General features: G+C 59.0%; 18 protein-coding genes and 1 tRNA gene. 14 read left to right on the forward strand and 5 right to left on the reverse strand.

Features of this window, described 5'->3' with window-relative positions; genetic code table 11:
• Positions 1 to 213 precede the first annotated feature (213 nt).
• From ABIT12_RS09405 to ABIT12_RS09450, 10 genes are all read left to right on the forward strand, one after another.
• Positions 214 to 1,455, forward strand: coding sequence for an ABC transporter substrate-binding protein (locus ABIT12_RS09405; protein ID WP_348045029.1), 1,242 nt, complete (start codon positions 214 to 216; stop codon positions 1,453 to 1,455).
• Positions 1,456 to 1,547: 92 nt separating this feature from the next.
• Entirely contained in the window at positions 1,548 to 2,510 is a 963-nt protein-coding gene (locus tag ABIT12_RS09410) for a sugar ABC transporter permease (protein ID WP_348045031.1), read from the forward strand.
• Positions 2,507 to 3,418, forward strand: coding sequence for a carbohydrate ABC transporter permease (locus ABIT12_RS09415; RefSeq protein ID WP_348045033.1), 912 nt, complete (start codon positions 2,507 to 2,509; stop codon positions 3,416 to 3,418). The genes ABIT12_RS09410 and ABIT12_RS09415 overlap by 4 nt, the downstream gene beginning before the upstream one ends.
• Positions 3,419 to 3,424: 6 nt before the next feature.
• Complete coding sequence (locus ABIT12_RS09420) at positions 3,425 to 4,519, forward strand: ABC transporter ATP-binding protein (protein WP_348045035.1); 1,095 nt, start codon at positions 3,425 to 3,427, stop codon at positions 4,517 to 4,519.
• Positions 4,520 to 4,693: 174 nt separating this feature from the next.
• Positions 4,694 to 5,443 carry a sugar phosphate isomerase/epimerase gene (locus ABIT12_RS09425; protein ID WP_348045037.1) on the forward strand — a complete coding sequence of 250 codons (750 nt, stop codon included), beginning with the start codon at positions 4,694 to 4,696 and terminating at the stop codon, positions 5,441 to 5,443.
• Between the two features lie 45 nt (positions 5,444 to 5,488).
• A complete protein-coding gene (locus tag ABIT12_RS09430) occupies positions 5,489 to 6,268 on the forward strand; it encodes a sugar phosphate isomerase/epimerase (RefSeq protein ID WP_348045039.1) in 780 nt (259 codons plus the stop codon).
• Between the two features lies 1 nt (position 6,269).
• On the forward strand, positions 6,270 to 7,409 hold the full coding sequence (locus ABIT12_RS09435; RefSeq protein WP_348045041.1) for a Gfo/Idh/MocA family oxidoreductase: 1,140 nt from the start codon (positions 6,270 to 6,272) through the stop codon (positions 7,407 to 7,409).
• A 201-nt stretch (positions 7,410 to 7,610) separates the two neighbouring features.
• A complete protein-coding gene (locus tag ABIT12_RS09440) occupies positions 7,611 to 8,663 on the forward strand; it encodes a sugar phosphate isomerase/epimerase (protein WP_348045043.1) in 1,053 nt (350 codons plus the stop codon).
• A gap of 11 nt (positions 8,664 to 8,674) precedes the next feature.
• Positions 8,675 to 9,826, forward strand: a complete 1,152-nt coding sequence (locus tag ABIT12_RS09445) for a Gfo/Idh/MocA family oxidoreductase (RefSeq protein ID WP_348045045.1) — start codon at positions 8,675 to 8,677, stop codon at positions 9,824 to 9,826.
• A 70-nt stretch (positions 9,827 to 9,896) separates the two neighbouring features.
• On the forward strand, positions 9,897 to 10,283 hold the full coding sequence (locus ABIT12_RS09450) for a tautomerase family protein (protein ID WP_348045046.1): 387 nt from the start codon (positions 9,897 to 9,899) through the stop codon (positions 10,281 to 10,283).
• Position 10,284: 1 nt separating this feature from the next.
• Here the strand turns inward: ABIT12_RS09450 and ABIT12_RS09455 are convergent, their stop codons facing one another.
• The 4 genes from ABIT12_RS09455 to ABIT12_RS09470 form a co-directional block, all read right to left on the reverse strand.
• Positions 10,285 to 10,905, reverse strand: coding sequence for a YitT family protein (locus ABIT12_RS09455; protein ID WP_348045048.1), 621 nt, complete (start codon positions 10,903 to 10,905; stop codon positions 10,285 to 10,287).
• Between the two features lie 64 nt (positions 10,906 to 10,969).
• Positions 10,970 to 11,902, reverse strand: a complete 933-nt coding sequence (locus ABIT12_RS09460; RefSeq protein WP_348045050.1) for a TraB/GumN family protein — start codon at positions 11,900 to 11,902, stop codon at positions 10,970 to 10,972.
• Between the two features lie 35 nt (positions 11,903 to 11,937).
• Positions 11,938 to 12,243 carry an ETC complex I subunit gene (locus tag ABIT12_RS09465; RefSeq protein ID WP_348045052.1) on the reverse strand — a complete coding sequence of 102 codons (306 nt, stop codon included), beginning with the start codon at positions 12,241 to 12,243 and terminating at the stop codon, positions 11,938 to 11,940.
• Between the two features lie 122 nt (positions 12,244 to 12,365).
• A tRNA-Pro gene (locus ABIT12_RS09470) sits at positions 12,366 to 12,442 on the reverse strand.
• 94 nt (positions 12,443 to 12,536) lie between these two features.
• Between ABIT12_RS09470 and ABIT12_RS09475 the strand changes: the two genes are divergently transcribed.
• Entirely contained in the window at positions 12,537 to 13,274 is a 738-nt protein-coding gene (locus ABIT12_RS09475; protein WP_348045054.1) for a phosphatase PAP2 family protein, read from the forward strand.
• On the opposite strand, the gene metC is transcribed toward ABIT12_RS09475, so the two are convergent.
• Positions 13,253 to 14,437: a cystathionine beta-lyase gene (metC, locus tag ABIT12_RS09480; protein ID WP_348045056.1), complete on the reverse strand. Its 1,185-nt coding sequence runs from the start codon at positions 14,435 to 14,437 to the stop codon at positions 13,253 to 13,255. The genes ABIT12_RS09475 and metC overlap by 22 nt on opposite strands.
• Positions 14,438 to 14,663: 226 nt before the next feature.
• On the opposite strand from metC, the gene ABIT12_RS09485 reads away from it, so the two are divergent.
• The 3 genes from ABIT12_RS09485 to ABIT12_RS09495 all read left to right on the forward strand — a co-directional run bounded on the left by ABIT12_RS09485 (position 14,664) and on the right by ABIT12_RS09495 (position 18,107).
• A complete protein-coding gene (locus tag ABIT12_RS09485; protein WP_348045058.1) occupies positions 14,664 to 15,680 on the forward strand; it encodes an amino acid ABC transporter substrate-binding protein in 1,017 nt (338 codons plus the stop codon).
• Between the two features lie 101 nt (positions 15,681 to 15,781).
• Positions 15,782 to 16,972, forward strand: a complete 1,191-nt coding sequence (locus ABIT12_RS09490; RefSeq protein ID WP_348045060.1) for an amino acid ABC transporter permease — start codon at positions 15,782 to 15,784, stop codon at positions 16,970 to 16,972.
• 7 nt (positions 16,973 to 16,979) lie between these two features.
• The gene (locus ABIT12_RS09495) at positions 16,980 to 18,107 is read left to right on the forward strand and encodes an amino acid ABC transporter permease (RefSeq protein WP_348045062.1); all 1,128 of its coding nucleotides are present in this window, start codon (positions 16,980 to 16,982) and stop codon (positions 18,105 to 18,107) included.
• The last annotated feature ends 5 nt before the right edge of the window (positions 18,108 to 18,112 follow it).

The raw sequence follows: 18,112 nt of genomic DNA on the forward strand, positions 1-18,112 counted from the left end.
CCCTCTGGCTGTCAGTTATGCATTCTGTCTAAATCGATCTTGACAGGCGCGCAAGAAGTGTCTGATGCTAATGAAATCGATTGCACAGGTTTTGAATAGAGCTATGCAATCGATTACACGCCGCCAGTTCCCGATATCCCGAAAGAGGATGCCGGAGCGGCTGGCCGCATTCGCAGGAGCGCATCGCTCCAAGTGATGTTGGGAGGAGACATTATGAATAAGCTTATTACGGCAGCAGCCATTCTGGCTGCGGCTATGGGTAGCACGTCTGTGGCTCGCGCCGCTGACGTTGAAGTTATCCACTGGTGGACGTCCGGCGGCGAACAGGCTGCAGTTTCCGTGTTCGCACGTGAATTCGACGCACTGGGCGGCGACAAGTGGGTTGATACCGCCATTGCTGGCGGCGAAAACGCCCGTGCAGCAACGCTTCAGCGCATTCTCGGTGGCGATCCCCCGGGTGCGGCGCAGTTCAACCCTGGTCGTCAGTATGAAGAACTGATCTCCGGTGGTCAGCTGCTCGACCTGACCGATCTGGCAACCAAGGAAAACTGGGCAACTGTCATCCGCCCGGCTTCGATCTCGGCTGCTTGCCTGGTTGATGGTCACTGGTGGTGCGTTCCGGTCAATATCCATTCGTGGAACTGGGCCTGGGCTTCTATCCCAGCGTTCAAAAAGGCCGGCGTAGAACTGCCAACCAGCTTCGACGACTTCCTTGCCAAGGCACCGAAGCTCAAGGAAGCCGGCATCATTCCATTCGCGATCGGCGGCGAAAGCTGGCAGATCAACGGCGCGTTCGGCGTGATCCAGACTGCAATGCTCGGCCTCGACAAGCGCCAGGCGCTGCTCAAGGACAAGGATATGTCGATCGCTGAAGGTCCGGATATGACCAAGGTGTTCGAAGAATTCCGCGCTTTCAAGCAGTTCAGCGATGATGGTTCGGCCAACCGTAACTGGAACGACACCACCAACCTGATCGTCACCGATCAGGCCGGCATCCAGATCATGGGTGACTGGGCTCGCGGTGAATTCGGCGTTGCTGGCAAGAAGCCAGGCGTTGACTATGCTTGCCTGGCTCTGCCAGTCGATCACCCGACCGTAAGCACCGGCGGCGACATCTTCCTGTTCCCCAAGAACAAGGACGCCGCTGTTGAAGCTGCTCAGCTCAAGCTTGCTTCGATGATGATCAGCCCGCGCGTGCAGGCTCTGTTCAACAATGCCAAGGGCTCGATGCCTGTCCGTGACGACGTCGATATGTCGCTCGCTGACGATTGCATGAAGAAGGGCCTTGAGATCATCAAGGACCCGAAGAACATTGCTGAAGACGCAGGCCGTTGGCTGTCGAACGATACCACCGGTCAGATGAACGACTTGATTGCTCAGTTCTGGTCGGACGACACGATGACCGTTGCTGACGCTCAGGCCAAGTATGTCGATATCCTGAAGGCTGCTGATTAATAGAAGCTGAAACAGGCCGGGTAGCGCAGGATTGCGCTGCCCGGCGCTTTGTTCGTGGCGGGGGCAGTCCCGTCGTTATTCAGGAGGAAGCCGTGGCTCAGGTCGCGCCTGTCGAGGACAATCTCGGCACCAGATCCGGCACTGCGGCAAAGGCCATCGGCCCCGCGCGCACACGCCGCAAGTTCAACTATCAATCCGTTATCGGTACGACCCCAATGATCCTGGCTGCGGTCGGGGTGTTCGTGATCTGCATTATCTTTTCGATCATCTGGTCGTTTACCAATTCCAAGCTGTTCCCGAATTTCAACTTCATCGGCATGGCGCAGTATCAGCGCCTGTGGTCGACCGACCGGTGGCTGATATCGGTCAATAACATCTGGTTTTTCGGCATTATGTCGATGATCTTCAACATGGGCTTTGGCTATCTGCTGGCCGTGTTCATGGATCAGCGTATCCGCCAGGAAGATCTGTTTCGCTCGATTATCCTTTATCCATTCGCCATGTCGCTCGTCGTGACCGGTCTGGTCTGGCAGTGGATGATGGACCCCAATCTGGGCATCCAGGCCGCCGTCCGCCAGTGGGGCTGGACCAGCTTCCAGTTTGCGCCGCTGGTGAAGAACGAGACGGCGATTTACGGCATTCTGATCGGTGGCATCTGGAATGGCGTCGGCGTGACCATGGCAATCATGCTTGCCGGCCTGCGTGGCGTTGATGGCGAAATCTGGAAAGCCGCCAAGATCGACGGCATTCCGACTTGGCGTACCTATCTGTTCATCGTGCTGCCGATGATGCGCGGCGCAATTGCGACCGCATTCATCCTGCAATGCACTGGCGTGGTTCGCGTGTTCGATATCGTGGTGGCAATGACCCAGGGTGGTCCCGGCATTTCAACGCAAATGCCCGCCATCTACGTCATCCAGCACATCACCGATCGCGTGAATGTGGGGCAGGGCATGGCGGCAGCAACGATGATGCTGATGCCGGTGATGATCCTGATCGCTCTTCAATACTTCCTGCAGTGGCGCGCAGCGCGTAAGCGGAGCAAGGCAATATGAGTACCGAAACTATGTCTGGCTCCACCGCTCTCGTCGGGCCCCAGGGCGCCAAGCCACGCCGCATCACGCCTGCTCGTATTGGCGTTTATGGCTTTCTGATCATTGCCGCGTTGTTTTTCCTGCTGCCGTTGTGGGTGATGATCGTCACCTCGCTGAAGACGCTTCCGGAAATCCGCGAAGGCCACCTGTTCAACTGGCCCGCGATCCTGACCTTCGATCCCTGGATCAAGGCATGGGACACCGCCTGTACCGGTCGTGACTGTAATGGCCTGAAGCCGGGCTTCTGGAACTCGGTGAAGATCACCGCGCTTTCCGTGCCGGTCTCGATCATGATCGCCATGATCAACGGCTATGCCCTGAGCTTCTGGAAGTACAAGGGTTCCGAATTCCTGTTCGGCGTACTGGTGTTCGGCGCTTTCGTGCCGTACCAGGTGGTGATCTATCCGCTGATCATCGGGCTGTCCAAGGTTGGCCTGTTTGCAACACTGCCGGGCATTGTGGTCGTCCATACCATCTTTGGCATGCCGATCCTGACCCTGCTGTTCCGTAACTTCTTTGCGTCGCTGCCGGTGGAGCTGTTCAAGGCCGCACGCGTCGATGGCGCTGGATTCTGGGGCATCTTCTTCCGCATCATGATGCCGATGTCAGTGCCGATTGCCATCGTGGCAGTCATCCTGCAGGTGACTGGTATCTGGAATGACTTCCTGTTCGGCACCGTGTTTGCCGGCCGCGAAAACATGCCGATGACGGTTCAGCTCAACAATATCGTCACCACCACGACGGGTGTGCGCGAATACAACGTCAACATGGCCGCGACCATCCTGACGGCGCTCGTTCCGCTCGTCGTCTATTTCATCTCGGGTAAATGGTTCGTACGCGGCATCGCTGCCGGTGCGGTGAAGGGGTAATCAGCGATGCAATCAAGCGTTTCAATCAAGAATCTCAGCCTGAATTTCGGCACTGTCAAAGTGCTGGAGTCGCTGGACCTGGAAGTTGCACAGGGCGAATTCATCGTGCTGCTTGGCCCGTCGGGTTGTGGCAAGTCGACCCTGCTGAACTGCATCGCCGGCCTGCTGGATGTGTCCGAAGGGCAGATCTTTATCGGCGGCAAGAACGTCACGTGGGAAGAGCCCAAGGATCGTGGCATCGGCATGGTGTTCCAGTCCTATGCGCTCTATCCGCAGATGACCGTGGAACGGAACCTGTCGTTTGGTCTGCGGGTGTCTCGCATGCCCAAGGCGGAAATCGAAAGCCGCGTGGCGCGTGCTGCCGAAATCCTGCAGATTCAGCCACTGCTGCAGCGCAAGCCGGTTGAACTGTCGGGCGGCCAGCGCCAGCGCGTGGCCATCGGCCGCGCCCTCGTGCGTGACGTGGACGTGTTCCTGTTTGACGAACCACTGTCGAACCTGGATGCCAAGCTGCGCGCCGATCTGCGTGTTGAAATCAAGCGGCTGCATCAGCGCCTGAAGAACACCATGATCTACGTGACCCACGACCAGATCGAGGCGCTGACGCTCGCCAATCGGATCGCCATCATGAAAAATGGCACGATCCAGCAGTTGGCAACGCCGCACGACATCTACAACAAGCCAGTCAATCTTTATGTCGCTGGTTTTATCGGTTCGCCTTCGATGAACTTCATCAAGGGCACGCTGACCGGCGGTGCGGAGCCGGTCTTTGTTGCCGATGATGGCACCAAGATCAGCGCCAAGACCTACCAGTTCGAAGTGGCGCCTGCGGCTGGTCCGATCAAGGCGGTTCTTGGCGTTCGTCCCGAGCACATCGTCATTGGCGACGCCGTCAAGGCGATGCCGTTCTCGGCCGAGGTCGAGATCGAAATCGTTGAACCGATGGGTTCGGATACGCTGGCCTGGACCAAGATTGCCGGTACGCCGGTGACCTTCCGGTGCGACAGCGACGTTATCCTCAAGGTTGGCCAGAAGCTGGTGGTCGGTTTCGACATGGCTCGCGGGTCGCTGTTCGACGCTGAAAGCACCAATCGTCTCTAGCGTCTGAATGCAATTCTGCCGGCGCGAGGTGCGCCGGCAGCGTTTATGCCCAGCAAGCGGCGGGCGATATTACTTTTCAAGCAACTGACCTGTCGAACCGGCGCGAACCCGTACGACCGATCGGCTATTCGTTCCGGCGTCGCGTCCGACACCAAGAACATCATGAGGCCAATCATGACCGAACTGTCATTCCAGCTTTACAGCGCCCGTAATTTCCCGCCGACTGCCGATGTCCTCGCCAAGCTCAAGGCGCTTGGTTATGGCCAGGTAGAAGGTTATGGCGGGCTCTATGCCGATGCTGCCAATCTCGCTGTGGCGCTCAAGGCCAATGGCCTGACCATGCCCACCGGCCATTTCGGCCTCGATATGCTCAAGGACGTTTCCACCACGCTCAAGACGGTCGAAACGCTCGGCATCAAGACAGTGTTCTGCCCCGCCATCGGCGCCGACGAACGCAAACAGCCGGAAGCTGGCTGGGTCAAGCTGGCCGAAACGCTGGCGCAACTAGCCGAGACGTACAAAAAGGCCGGCGTCGGCTTTGGCTGGCACAATCATCACTTTGAGTTCTGGCCGACCGAAACCGGGTCGCTGCCGATGAATATCCTGCTCGATACGGCCAAGGATATTCAGTGGGAAGCCGACGTCGCCTGGATCGTGCGCGGTGAGCAGGACCCGCAAAAGTGGTTCGATGCCTATGGCCAGCGGATTACCGCAGTCCATGTAAAAGACATCGCACCGGCCGGTGAGAATACCAACGAAGACGGCTGGGCCGATGTGGGGCAGGGCACGATGGGCTGGACCAGCCTGATCCAGACTATCCGCTCCAAAACCCGCGCCCAGTATTTCGTCGCCGAACACGACAATCCCTCGGACCTAAACCGCTTTGCGACGCGCACCATGGATGCGTGGAAGAGCTGGAAATAAGTCACGACTTTCGCCGACAACGGCAGATAACTCAGGAATAAACTTATGGATATGTCATTCCAGCTGTATAGCGGCCGCAATACGCCGATCGCCGAAGTGCTAAAAATCGCCGCTGCTGCCGGCTACAAGTATGTCGAAGGCTATGGCGGGCTCGATGCGTCGACCAAGTCCGGCCTTGGTGGTCTTTATGGTGATCTCGAAACGCTGAAGGCCCAGCTCGATGCCAATGGGCTGTCGATGCCGAGCGCCCATATTGGCCTGGATTTGGTTGAATCGCCGGATCAGGCCATCAAGCTGGCCAACGCATTGGGGATCAAGGTGCTGATCTGCCCATGGCTGCATCCCGACATGCGCCCGACCGACGCCGCTGGTTGGACGGCTTTTGGCAAGCGCCTTGCGAAGGCCGCCGAACCACTGGTCGCTGCCGGCCTGACCTTTGGCTACCACAACCACGATTTCGAGTTCACCAAGCTGCCGGATGGCCGTTTCCCGATGGACGTGCTGCTCGAAGCGGCGCCAAATATTTCTATCGAGGCTGACATTGCCTGGATCGTGCGTGGCAATGCCGATCCGTTCGCCTGGCTGGAGAAGTTCGGTCAGCGCATTGTTGCCGTCCACGTCAAGGATATCGCTCCCGCCGGCCAGAACCTGGATGAAGATGGCTGGGCTGACGTTGGGCATGGCAAGATGGCCTGGAAGGACCTGCTGGACCTGGTCAAGACCAAGACTACTGCCCGCTATTTCGTCGCCGAGCACGACAATCCGTCCGATCTCACCCGCTTTGCCACTCGGTCGATTGCGACCGTTAAATCCTTCGGAGTCTAACATGGCCAAAACTTATGGCGTCGGCATCATGGGTGCCGGCAACATTTCTGCCGCTTACCTGCGTCTTGCCCCGATGTTCAAGGGCCTCGAAGTGCGCGCGGTTGCCGATATTCTGCCGGCCGCTGCGCAGAAGCGCGCCGACGAGTTCGGCGTGCGGGCCCAGACCCCCGATGAGCTGCTGAAAAACAGCGAGCTGGATGTGATCGTCAACCTGACGATCCCGGCCCAGCACTATAATGTGTCGATGGACATCATCTCGGCCGGCAAGCATTCCTATTCGGAAAAGCCGTTCGTACTGTCGCTCGAAGAAGGCGAAAAGCTCAAGGGTGCTGCCGAAACCCGTGGTCTGCTCGTTGGCTCGGCCCCCGATACGTTCCTCGGCGGCGCGCACCAGCAGGCGCGCGATATCATCGATAGCGGCCAACTCGGCAAGATCATGAGCGGCACCACGCACGTGATGAGCCGTGGCATGGAAATGTGGCATCCGAACCCGGATTTCTTCTTCCAGGTTGGCGGCGGCCCGATCCTTGATCTGGGTCCATACTACATCACCGATCTGGTGCATCTGCTCGGGCCGGTCAAGCGCGTTTCGGCCTTTACCGGCATGGCCCGCAAGGAACGCGAAGTCACTGCCGAGGGCCCCAACAAGGGAACCTTCGTCAAGGTGGGAACGCCCACGACCATCCATGGCCTTCTCGAATTCCATAACGGCGCTATCATCACCATCGGCGCAAGCTGGGACGTGTCTGCCCATGGACACCACAATATCGAACTTTATGGCACCGGCGGCTCGATCTTCGTTCCCGATCCCAATTTCTTCGGTGGCGATCTGGTGACCACCGACGAAGCTGGCGCGCGTTCGCCGGTAACGCCGTGGAACCACCCGTTTGGTGTCGCCAACCAGGATCTGGATAAGCCGGTAAGCCGTGCCAATTATCGCACGGCGGGCCTGGCCGACATGATCGCCTCGATCGATGGTAGCTACAAGGCGCGCTGCGGCCTCGACGTGGCGCTGCACGTGGTCGATGTGATGACCTCGCTGCTGATCGCGGGCGAAACCGGCGAAGTGCGCACCTTGACCACGACCTGCGAACGTCCGCTGGCTCTCGGGCCAGATGCAGCGCGCGCGCTGCTGAAGTAGCGTGGGTTCTTGACACCACACCGGGCTGGGTCAAGAATGCTGTAAACGTTTACGGCGTTCACAGGCGGCGACATTCGCCGCCTGTATTCGTATGGGCTGACGTACGTAAGCCATTGATGGCAGGCGTCTCGCGGTCTACAAAATTACCACAAGGCCCGTTCCCGCTGCGGATAAACAGGGCCACTTTGGAGGAGAGCATTCATGCGCACCATTAAAGGGCCAGCGATCTTTTTGGCTCAGTTCGCCGGGGACAAGGCGCCCTTCGACAGCTTCGACAATATCTGCAAGTGGGCCGGCAGCCTTGGCTACAAGGGTGTGCAGATACCGACCTGGGTCGGTAGCCTGATCGATCTGGAAAAGGCTGCGACGTCCAAGACCTATTGCGACGAACTGGCCGGCACCGCCGCCAAGCATGGCGTGCAGATCACCGAGCTTTCAACTCATCTGCAGGGGCAGTTGGTTGCGGTTCACCCAGTCTATGACGTGATGATGGATGGTTTTGCGCCGGCCAAGGTGCATGGCAATCCCAAGGCCCGTCAGGAATGGGCGGTGCAGCAGTTGCATTGGGCCGCCAAGGCCTCCAAAAATCTCGGTCTCACCGAGCACGCGACCTTCTCGGGCGCGCTGGCGTGGCCATTCATGTACCCGTTTCCGCAGCGCCCGGCAGGCCTGGTTGAAGAAGCCTTTGACGAGTTGGCCCGCCGCTGGACGCCGATCCTGAATGCCATGGACGAGAACGGCGTCGATCTTTGCTACGAAATCCATCCGGGCGAAGACCTGCACGATGGCGACACCTATGAGATGTTCCTTGACCGCGTGAAGAACCATCCGCGCGCCAATCTGCTCTACGATCCCAGCCACTTCGTGCTGCAGCAACTCGACTATCTCGATTATATCGACATCTATCACGAGCGTATCCGCATGTTCCACGTCAAGGACGCGGAGTTCAATCCAACCGGCCGTCAGGGCGTCTATGGCGGCTACCAGAGCTGGATCAACCGGGCAGGGCGCTTCCGTTCGCTGGGCGATGGCCAAGTCGATTTCGCGTCGATCTTCTCGAAAATGGCGCAGTACGACTTCAAAGGCTGGGCCGTGCTCGAATGGGAATGCGCCATCAAGCATCCCGAAGATGGCGCGCGCGAGGGTGCTGAGTTCATCAAGAACCACATTATCCGTGTCACCGAACATGCGTTTGACGATTTTGCATCGTCCGGCACCGACACGGCTGCCAACCGCAAGATTCTTGGGCTGTAAGGAGCGATAAAATGGCTGAAAACGGCTCCAAGAAAATTCGTCTTGGCATGGTTGGTGGCGGCACCGGTGCATTTATCGGTTACGTCCACCGCGTCGCCTCGCGCATCGATGGCGATTATGATCTGGTTGCGGGCGCTCTGTCGTCCCGCCCGGATGTGGCCAGGGAATCTGGTCGGAATATCGGCTTGGCGGAAGACCGCATCTATACCGACTATGCCGAAATGGCCCGTGCCGAAGCAGCGCGTCCTGATGGCATCCAGGCGGTATCGATCGTGACGCCGAACCATATGCACTTTGGCCCGGCCAAAGCGTTTCTCGAAGCCGGCATTCATGTGATCTGCGACAAGCCGATCACCTCGACACTGGCTGATGCGCGGGCGCTGGCCGAGATCAAGCCGAAGAACGGCGCCAAGTTCCTGCTGACACACAATTACACCGGCTATCCGCTGATCCGGCAGGCGCGCGAGATGATCGAGTCCGGGCGTCTGGGCAAGATCCGTGTCATCCAGGCGGAGTATCCGCAGGATTGGCTGACCGAAGCGACCAGCGACGACAACAAGCAGGCATCGTGGCGGACCGATCCGGCCCGTTCGGGCGCTGGTGGGGCGATCGGCGATATCGGCACCCATGCCTATAACCTGCTGCGCTTCGTCACCGGGCTGACGACCGAAGCAGTTTCCGCCGATCTGACCAGCTTCGTGCCGGGTCGCCAGCTCGACGACAACGTGCATATCCTGCTGCGGTTCGAGGGCGGTGCCCGCGGCATGCTGTGGGCTAGCCAGGTTGCCGTCGGCAGTGAAAACGGGCTGCAACTGCGCATCTATGGCGAAAAGGGCGGGCTGGAATGGCGGCAGGACAATCCCAACTACATGTGGTTCACCGAATTCGGGAAGCCCAAGCAGTTGCTGACCCGTGGTGGCGCCATTTCCGGCAATGCGGCGTCGACCATGAATGTGCGCATCCCCTCGGGCCATCCGGAAGGGTATCTGGAAGCCTTCGCGACGCTTTACAGCCAGTTCGCCGAAGTCATTCGGGGCGGCGGTGCAGACTATGATGGGCTGCTGCCAACGCTACGGGACGGTATCGAAGGCATGGAATTCATCACCGCTTCGGTGAAATCCAGCCAGAACGACGGCAAATGGACCAAGTTCAGCGACGTCTGACGCTTGAGATCATGTGATGAACCGGGGCGCAGATGATCAGCATCTGCGCCCTTTTTGTTGGGAGAAGACAATGCCATCGACCCGTATTGAAACCGGCTCTGGCTGGATTGGCGACCGCCGCGCTGAAGTGCTTGAGGCTGTACAACGCGCGCTGGTGATCGGGATCAAAATCCCGGAGGATGATCGCGACATCCGGCTGACCGAGCATGATCCGGCAAATATGATCACATCGGCCAGCGCGAGCCCGCGCCGGACGATCATTGAGATTACCTTGTTCATCGGGCTCACCATCGAGGCCAAGCGGCGGCTCTATGCGGCGCTGGTCGAGCAGTTGGCGCCATTTGGACTGATCGCCAACGACATCAAGGTAACCCTGATCGAAGTGTCGCGGGAAAACTGGGGCCTGGGCGGGCTGCCCGCGAGCGAGATCGACGTTGGCTTCAAGATCGAGGTTTGACCTACAACGGCACGTACCGGTCGCGGCGATGGTTGATGGCGACAAACAGGTTCAGCACCAGGGCGCCAATCGCCGAATAGCCTATGGCGCCCGCGGTGAGGAAGGCAAAAGACGTGGCAAAGATCAGTACGTCGCCGGCGAGCAGGATCAATCCGGCGCGCCAGCCGAAACGGTCCTGCAAATAGAACGCCAGGATGGATATGCCACCCACGCTGGCGCCGTGGCGGAACACGGCCAGCATGCCATAGCCAATCAGAATCCCTGCCAGCACCACGCCGAATAGCGGGTTGAGGCGATCAAACGCCAACATCTGCGGTAACCAGGCAGTGACGAAGGACAGCGCAGCGACGACGATGATGGTCTTGATGGTGAACGCCCGGCCCATGCGCAGAACCGCGAGGCCGAAGAACGGCAGATTGCAGACGAAGTAGATCAGTCCGAAATTCCAGCCGGTGGCGTAGCGGATCAGCAGCGAGATACCGGCGATGCCGCCGACAAAAAATCCCAGATGCGCCAGAATGGAAATTCCCAGCGCCACGAGCAGCACGCCGCTGGCGATGCCCTGCGCGTCTTCGAGCGGACTATGCCGGGTCGCTGTGGCATTCCATCGTCCAACGCGCAATTGGTCTATTCCTGCCTAGGTTCACGCGACGACTATAGCGCCCTAATGCGCCGCTGGCAGTGATCTACTGCAAGCGTTTTACAGAGAAGCCGGCATCATCGAGCAGATCTACGACGCTGCCGTCACCAATCAGATGGCCGGTGCCAACGACGATCAAGTCCTGCTCATTGTCGGCCAGCAGTTTTTTGATGGTGCCGATCCAGCTTTTGTTGCGGTCATAGATCAGCCGTTGGGCGAGCGCGTCGTAACCGGCCAGATCCTTGAGAAACAGGGTGGCCAATTGTTCCGGATCGCCGTCCGCCCAGGCTTTGACCATTTCCTCGATTGACGACGCTATTTCGTCGACGCGGCCGGCCACGTCGATCAACTGTCCGATCTGCTCGGCCGCCGGTGCGTCGGCGAGAAAGCCGATCTGTTGCGAGCCGCTTTCGAAGTAGCGCTGACGATTCTTGGCGACTTCCTGCTCAAGCAAAAGATCGACCCCGCTGGCGGGATCGTAACCGCTCTGGGCGACAGCAGCGACCGTGATCGCGGACGAGGCCATCCAGGGCCTCATCGCTTCGACACTGGCCATTGGCATGCCCAGCTTGGCCGCCGCCTTGGTCAGAGTTTTGGTCTGCTTGGCATCAAGCGAATCGCTCAGCCGCTCGCCAATATCATTCATGCCGCGTTTGAAGGTTTCGCCAAGCAGCTCCATTTGAGCCTCGGGGGTAATGTCCGTTTCAAAATAAACCGCGTCGGCCGATTGCAGAATCTTATCAAATGTTTCCGAGCGCCACTTAATGCCATCTGGGAGCAGGTGGACCGAGCCGAACAGCCAGATGCTGCTATCGTTGTCGCTGACCTGCCATAACGCCGGAGCCGCGTGAGCGGTGGCCGGGAACGTGCAAAACAGGGCCAGAGCGAGGGACAGTTTGCGGATGCGGTTCATTTGGCAGCTCCTTGATGGCGGAACAGTGCCAGACGCAAGCTTTCCGCCTAATAAAAAACGCCGCAAAGATTGCGGCGTTTTGAGCGGTCTCGAATGCAGGCTCAGTGGGTCCAGGGCGTCTTGCGATCAGACTTGAAATTGTCCGGATAGCTGACGCGCTTGGGCGTCGCGTCGTGCGCGGGCTGCACCGAATAGGGAATGCCGTTCTTTTGCGCGTAGGCCTCGGCCAGTTCCTGGGTATCGAACGACAGGCGAACCTGCTGATTCATGTCGCCGGAGGAGGTGTATCCCATCAGCGGTTCGATCTCGCGCGCCTGGGCAATATCGTGGACCAGAACCCATTGATTGGATTTGCCCTTGCCTGATTGCATGGCGTTGCGGGCGGGGCGGTAGATACGTGCAGACATGCGCGTTCCTCAACAAACTAACGCTATGGCTCGACCCTAGAAGATCGGGTTCGCTTGCCGCCGTCAATGCGAGAACCACCTAGGTTCTCGGCTTTGCATCGTTGGGGACGATGCTAACGCGATGGTCGGAGTACAAAGATTCGAACTTTGGACCCCTGGTTCCCAAAACCAGTGCTCTACCAGGCTGAGCTACACTCCGGTCATCGCGCCCTCCCGATACAGGGTTCGTTTGCAAAGGGCAAGGGTCGCGCGCAGCTATTGACGAGGACAGGCGATAAACCCAAAAGGAAGGCATGTTTGATCTCACCTCGCCATGGCCGTTGGGCCTCAATCGCGGCAACTGGCCGCGCTATGCTGTCGGCTTTGGCATGCTGCTGGCAATTGTTACGGGATTGGACGCCTGGGCGTCGCAGGGCGCGATCCACTGGCCCGATGCCTTGCGCTGGCCTTTCCAGGTGATCACCGACTATGGGCTGTCGGATTGGGTGTTATATCCAAGCCTGCTGGTGTTTGGGCTGTCGCGCTTTGCCATGCTGGTATTTCAGCGCTGGGCCCGTATTGCGGCTCTGGAAGTGTCGCAGATTGCGGCGTTCATTTTTATCGGCGTCGGATTGCCGGGACTGCTGTCAAACCTGCTCAAGCGAATCATTGGCCGGGGGCGTCCCGAGGTTTTTGGGAGCGAAGGTGCTTTCAGTTTTCAGCAGTTTGCCAATGACTGGACGCATCAGAGTTTTCCGTCCGGGCATGCGACCACCGCCATCGCGCTGGCTTTTATCTGCGGGTTTTTATGGCCACGCTCGTTCAAGCCGCTCGTGCTGATTGGCCTCGTTGTGGCTATTTCGCGCGTGCCGGTGGGAATGCATTATCCCACCGACGTGTTGGGCGGCGCGGTGATGGGCGCGCTGGGTGCCTATGGCGTGCGCCTGTTCTTTGCCAGCAAAGGCTGGTTGTTCAGCAAGCAGCCTGACGGCACGATCACGCGGCGGCCAGACAGCCTGCTGCGCCGGTTTTACACGCGCGCCCGCCGATAGCGCTCCAGTGCCGCGGACAAATCGGCCTTGAGGTCGTCCACACCTTCGAAGCCGATATGCAATCTGAACAGATTGTGGCTCTGCGGCCATGGATTGACCGTGCGGCGGATGATGCTGGGAAGGCACAGGCTTTCATAGCCTCCCCAGGAGTAGCCCATGCTGAACAGTTGCATGTGGTCCACAAACGCTGCGACCGCAGAGCGCGGCGCGTCGCGCAGCACCACGCCGAACAGGCTGCCGGAGCCGGTAAAGTCGCGCTTCCACAGGGCGTGATCCGGATGGCTGGGGAGAGCCGGATGCAGCACCGCTTCAACCTCGGGCTGTGATTCCAGCCAGCGCGCGATGTCCAGCGCCCGATTCTGGTGTTCATTCATGCGGATGGACAGAGTTCGCAACCCACGTGCCACCAGATAGGCGTCGTCACCGGAGGTAAAAAAGCCGAGCGCCGCGCGGGTTGCCTCCACCGACTTCCACGCCGCTTCCGTGGTCGAGATCGTGCCGGCAAAGGCGTCGGAATGGCCGACAAACATCTTGGTGCCGGCATGAATGACGATATCGGCACCCAGCTTCAAAGGCTGGTAATAGAGCGGGCTGGCCCAACTGTTGTCGACAATCAGTGTGATTCCTGCGGCCTTTGTGGCCGCCGCAATCGCGGGAACGTCCTGAACCTCAAATGTCAGCGAGCCTGGGCTTTCCGCCAGCACGGCCCTGGTGTGGGGACCGATCAGGTCGGCAATGCCGGCCCCGATGCGGGGATCGTAATAGCGCACGCCGACGCCCATTCGGGCCAGGAACCCATCGGAAAATTTGCGACCGGGTTCATAGGCGCTGTCGGTGACCAGAATGTCGTCGCCGGCGCTCACGCAGCTCAGCAGCGCAATGGTAATGGCCGCCAGGCCCGATGGGACGAGTTTGGTGCGGTAGGCGCCCTCGAGCGCTGTGACGACGGCCTCAACGCCTTCTGTGGTGGGGTTGCCGGCGCGGCCATAAAGATAATGCTGTTGCTGGGCGTCGAGGTCTGCCAGAGTTTTGAACAGCACGGTCGAGCCGCGGTAGACGGGCGTGTTGACGAAGCCGAACTGGTTGTCAGGCTCGCGCCCCAGGTGGGTGAGTAAAGTTTCCACCGACGGGCCGGATGTGCCCGGGTAGCGTATTTCAGTCATCTTCCATACCTGCACAAAATGAAATCACTTCAGGATTTCGACTAAAAAAGAGACAGTTTCCCTGTCCCAACTTGGCGATTGGCCTTGACGCATCAAGCATAAGCGGCTTCGATGCTAGCAGCATCACTACCGTCACAAAAGACGGCGGGTGCCGCCGGGGCAGGTGGCAGGCAGAAGCCGCTATCGGCACCGGGCACACAGGGTCAGGAAACAAAAGGCATAAACAATGCAAAAACAGCTCGTAACTCTCGTTGCGGCGGCCGCTTTCACTCTTACAGCGACTGCGGCTTTTGCCGACACGCTCGCTGACGTCAAGAAAGACGGCTTCGTCAAATGCGGCGTGACTGAAGGCGTGCCGGGCTTCTCGCTGCCCGACGCGAACAATGAATGGAGCGGTCTGGACGTCGATTACTGCCGTGCGCTGGCATCGGCCATCTTCAACGACCCAAAGGCTGTTCGCTTCACCCCCACCACTTCTGAAAATCGTTGGCAGACGCTGAGCTCCGGCGAAGTGCAGGTGCTGTCGCGTACCAGCACATGGACGATGACCCGCGACACCACACTGGGTATCAAGTTCGTCGGCACCACCTATTATGATGGCCAGGGCTTCATCGTCCGCAAGGCTTCCGGCATCAAGTCGGCCAAGGAACTGGGCGGCGCTACCATCTGTATCGAATCGGGCACCACGACCGAATTGAACGCGGCTGACTATTTCGCGGCCAACAAGATGGAATACAACCCGGTTACCTTCACCAGCCAGGACGAAACCCTGAAGGCTTATGAAGATGGCCGTTGCGACGTTTACACCACCGACGCTTCGGCGCTGGCTGGTAACCGCCTCGACTTCGCCGTGCCGGATGACCACATCATCCTGCCGGAAATCATCTCCAAGGAACCCCTCGCTGTTGTAGTCCGCCAGGGTGACGATGGCTGGTTCAACATCACGCGCTGGACCTATTACGCGCTGCTCGAAGCTGAAGAGCAAGGCGTGACCAAGGCCAATGTCGATGAAATGCTTGGCTCTGACAGCCCATCGATCAAGCGTCTGCTGGGTCTTGAAGGCGACTTCGGCACCCCAATGGGCCTGACCAAGGACTGGGCTTACCAGATCATCAAGGGTGTTGGTAACTACGGCGAAATCTTTGACCGTAACGTCGGCAAGGACAGCCCGATCGGGATCGCCCGCGGTCTGAACGCCCTCTGGAAAGATGGCGGCCTGCAGTACTCTCCGCCGATCCGCTAACGATGTGAGCCCCGCCGACCAACTGGTCGGCGGGGTTTTCTCATCGAGCGACGTGTCGCGAAATTTCTCGCGGCCGGGGGCAAAGATCATTGGAGACTATCATGGCTGCGGAGAACGCTGGCAGGCTTGCGCCGCCGCGCACCTTCTTTCTGAACGATCCGGTCATACGCGGCTATTTCTATCAGGGTTTGCTGATCGCCATCGTGCTTGGGCTATTCTTCTGGCTTGGCGCTAATGCCATCCAGAACCTGACGGCACAGGGAAAATCCCTGGGCTTCGAGTTTCTCAAAAATACCGCTGGCTTTGACGTCAGTTTTTCGCTCATCCCGTATGATCGTGCGTCGAGCTATCTCGATGTGTTCTATGTCGGCCTGCTCAATACGCTGCTGGTGTCGCTGATCTCGATCTTTCTCGCCACCATCCTCGGATTTTTCCTCGGCATCGCGCGGCTTTCCACCAACTGGCTCGTCGCCAAGGTGGCGGCGGTCTATGTCGAAGTCACCCGCAATATCCCGCTGCTGCTGCAATTGTTCATCTGGTACTTCGCGGTGCTCAAGGTGATGCCGGCCGTCAAGCAGAGCCATTCGCTGGGCGATGTGATTTTTATCAACCAGCGTGGCGTGTTCATTCCTTCGCCGATCTTTGACGACAAATTCGTCTGGGTGCTGGTGGCGCTGGTTCTGGCGATTGTTGCCGTGGCCATGCTGGTGGTATGGGCGCGTCGTCGCCTCGCCGCCACCGGGCAGCGCTTCCCGGTGTTTCTGACCTCGGTGGCGATCCTGGTGATCCTGCCCGGTGCGGTTTGGCTGCTCTCCGGCACCAATGTCGGACTCGATATTCCTAAACTTGGCGGCTTCAATTTCAAGGGCGGCATCGATCTGCCACCCGAACTGCTGGCGCTGATTTTCGGTCTGACCATCTATACTGCGACCTTTATCGGGGAAATCGTTCGCTCCGGTATCCAGGCGGTCAGCAAGGGCCAGACGGAAGCAGCAGCAGCACTTGGCCTCAAGGAAAATGACCGGCTACGTCTGGTGATTGTTCCGCAGGCAATGCGCGTGATCATTCCGCCGCTGACCTCGGAATATCTGAGCCTGACCAAGAACTCCTCGCTGGGCGCAGCTATCGCGTTCCCCGAACTGGTGTCGATCTTTGAGGGGACCGCGCTGAACCAGGCCGGTCGCGCCATCGAGATCGTCGGTATGACTATGGCGGTCTATCTGACGTTCTCGCTGCTCACGTCGCTGATCATGAACATCTACAACTCGCGCGTTGCGCTCGTGGAACGGTGAGGGTGCAATGACCGATTCAAGCTATGCCTTTGTGCAGACTGAAACAGCGGAACGCCTGCCCCCTCCAGGGCGGACGACCGGCGTGATCTTCTGGCTGCGCAACAACCTGTTCTCGTCGTTGTCCAACACCATCCTGACCATCGTCGTCGGGCTGTTCCTGTTGTGGCTCGTTCCGTTGCTCTATCAATTCCTGATCGGGCATGCGGTGTTCTCTGGCACGGCTGACGATTGCCGTGTCGCTGATGTCGGCGCTTGCTGGATCTTCATCGCCAACCGCATCAATTTCATCACCTACGGATTCTATCCGCAGACCGAGTACTGGCGTCCGAACGTGGTGTTCTGGGTCGGTCTGGTGCTGGTGGTGCCGCTGGTTTGGTCCAAGGCGCCGTTCAAGATCGCCAATGCGGCGCTGTTCTTCATCCTCTATCCGATCGCCGCCTTTGTGTTGCTGAGCGGCGGCGTGTTCGGGCTGGAACAGATCCCTACCGAAAAGTGGGGTGGCCTGATGGTCACCCTGATCCTGTCGGTGGTGGGTGTGGTTGGCTCGTTCCCGATCGGGGTAGTGCTGGCGCTGGGGCGTCGGTCCAATCTGCCGATCGTCAAGACCTTCTCCATCCTGTTCATCGAGCTTTGGCGTGCCGTGCCGCTGATCACCGTGCTGTTCATGGTGTCGGTGATGCTGCCGCTGTTCATGCCAGAAGGCGTCACCATCGACAAACTGCTGCGTGCCCTGGTTGGTGTCACCGTGTTCTATGGCGCTTACATGGCCGAAGTGGTGCGTGGCGGGCTGCAGGCGCTGCCGCGGGGCCAATATGAGGCGGCCTCCGCGCTTGGACTGAACTACTGGAAGTCGATGACCTTCATCATTCTGCCGCAGGCCTTGAAATACGTCATTCCGGGCATCGTCGGCACCTTGATTTCGCTGGTCAAGGATACGTCGCTGGTATCGATTATTGGCATCTTCGATCTTCTCAACGCCATCCAGTCAGCGGGTTCGGACTCGGCGTGGTCGACGCCGACCAAGTCGATCACGGGTTATGCCTTCGCTATCGGCATATTCTTCGTGCTCTGTTTCTCGCTCTCACGTTATTCCGTCTACATGGAAAACCGGCTCAACACCGGGCATAAGAGGTAGTACCG

It is taken from the genome of Devosia sp., from assembly GCF_039927955.1.
Lineage (GTDB): Bacteria > Pseudomonadota > Alphaproteobacteria > Rhizobiales > Devosiaceae > Devosia.

Coding starts and splice junctions, on each gene's coding strand:
- ABIT12_RS09445 (WP_348045045.1), top strand. CDS start 8,675: ATGGCTGAAAACGGCTCCAAGAAAATTCGTCTTGGCATGGTTGGTGGC.
- ABIT12_RS09440 (WP_348045043.1), top strand. CDS start 7,611: ATGCGCACCATTAAAGGGCCAGCGATCTTTTTGGCTCAGTTCGCCGGG.
- ABIT12_RS09495 (WP_348045062.1), top strand. CDS start 16,980: ATGACCGATTCAAGCTATGCCTTTGTGCAGACTGAAACAGCGGAACGC.
- ABIT12_RS09425 (WP_348045037.1), top strand. CDS start 4,694: ATGACCGAACTGTCATTCCAGCTTTACAGCGCCCGTAATTTCCCGCCG.
- ABIT12_RS09485 (WP_348045058.1), top strand. CDS start 14,664: ATGCAAAAACAGCTCGTAACTCTCGTTGCGGCGGCCGCTTTCACTCTT.
- ABIT12_RS09405 (WP_348045029.1), top strand. CDS start 214: ATGAATAAGCTTATTACGGCAGCAGCCATTCTGGCTGCGGCTATGGGT.
- ABIT12_RS09435 (WP_348045041.1), top strand. CDS start 6,270: ATGGCCAAAACTTATGGCGTCGGCATCATGGGTGCCGGCAACATTTCT.
- metC (WP_348045056.1), bottom strand. CDS start 14,437: ATGACTGAAATACGCTACCCGGGCACATCCGGCCCGTCGGTGGAAACT.
- ABIT12_RS09475 (WP_348045054.1), top strand. CDS start 12,537: ATGTTTGATCTCACCTCGCCATGGCCGTTGGGCCTCAATCGCGGCAAC.
- ABIT12_RS09415 (WP_348045033.1), top strand. CDS start 2,507: ATGAGTACCGAAACTATGTCTGGCTCCACCGCTCTCGTCGGGCCCCAG.
- ABIT12_RS09490 (WP_348045060.1), top strand. CDS start 15,782: ATGGCTGCGGAGAACGCTGGCAGGCTTGCGCCGCCGCGCACCTTCTTT.
- ABIT12_RS09465 (WP_348045052.1), bottom strand. CDS start 12,243: ATGTCTGCACGTATCTACCGCCCCGCCCGCAACGCCATGCAATCAGGC.
- ABIT12_RS09420 (WP_348045035.1), top strand. CDS start 3,425: ATGCAATCAAGCGTTTCAATCAAGAATCTCAGCCTGAATTTCGGCACT.
- ABIT12_RS09450 (WP_348045046.1), top strand. CDS start 9,897: ATGCCATCGACCCGTATTGAAACCGGCTCTGGCTGGATTGGCGACCGC.
- ABIT12_RS09430 (WP_348045039.1), top strand. CDS start 5,489: ATGGATATGTCATTCCAGCTGTATAGCGGCCGCAATACGCCGATCGCC.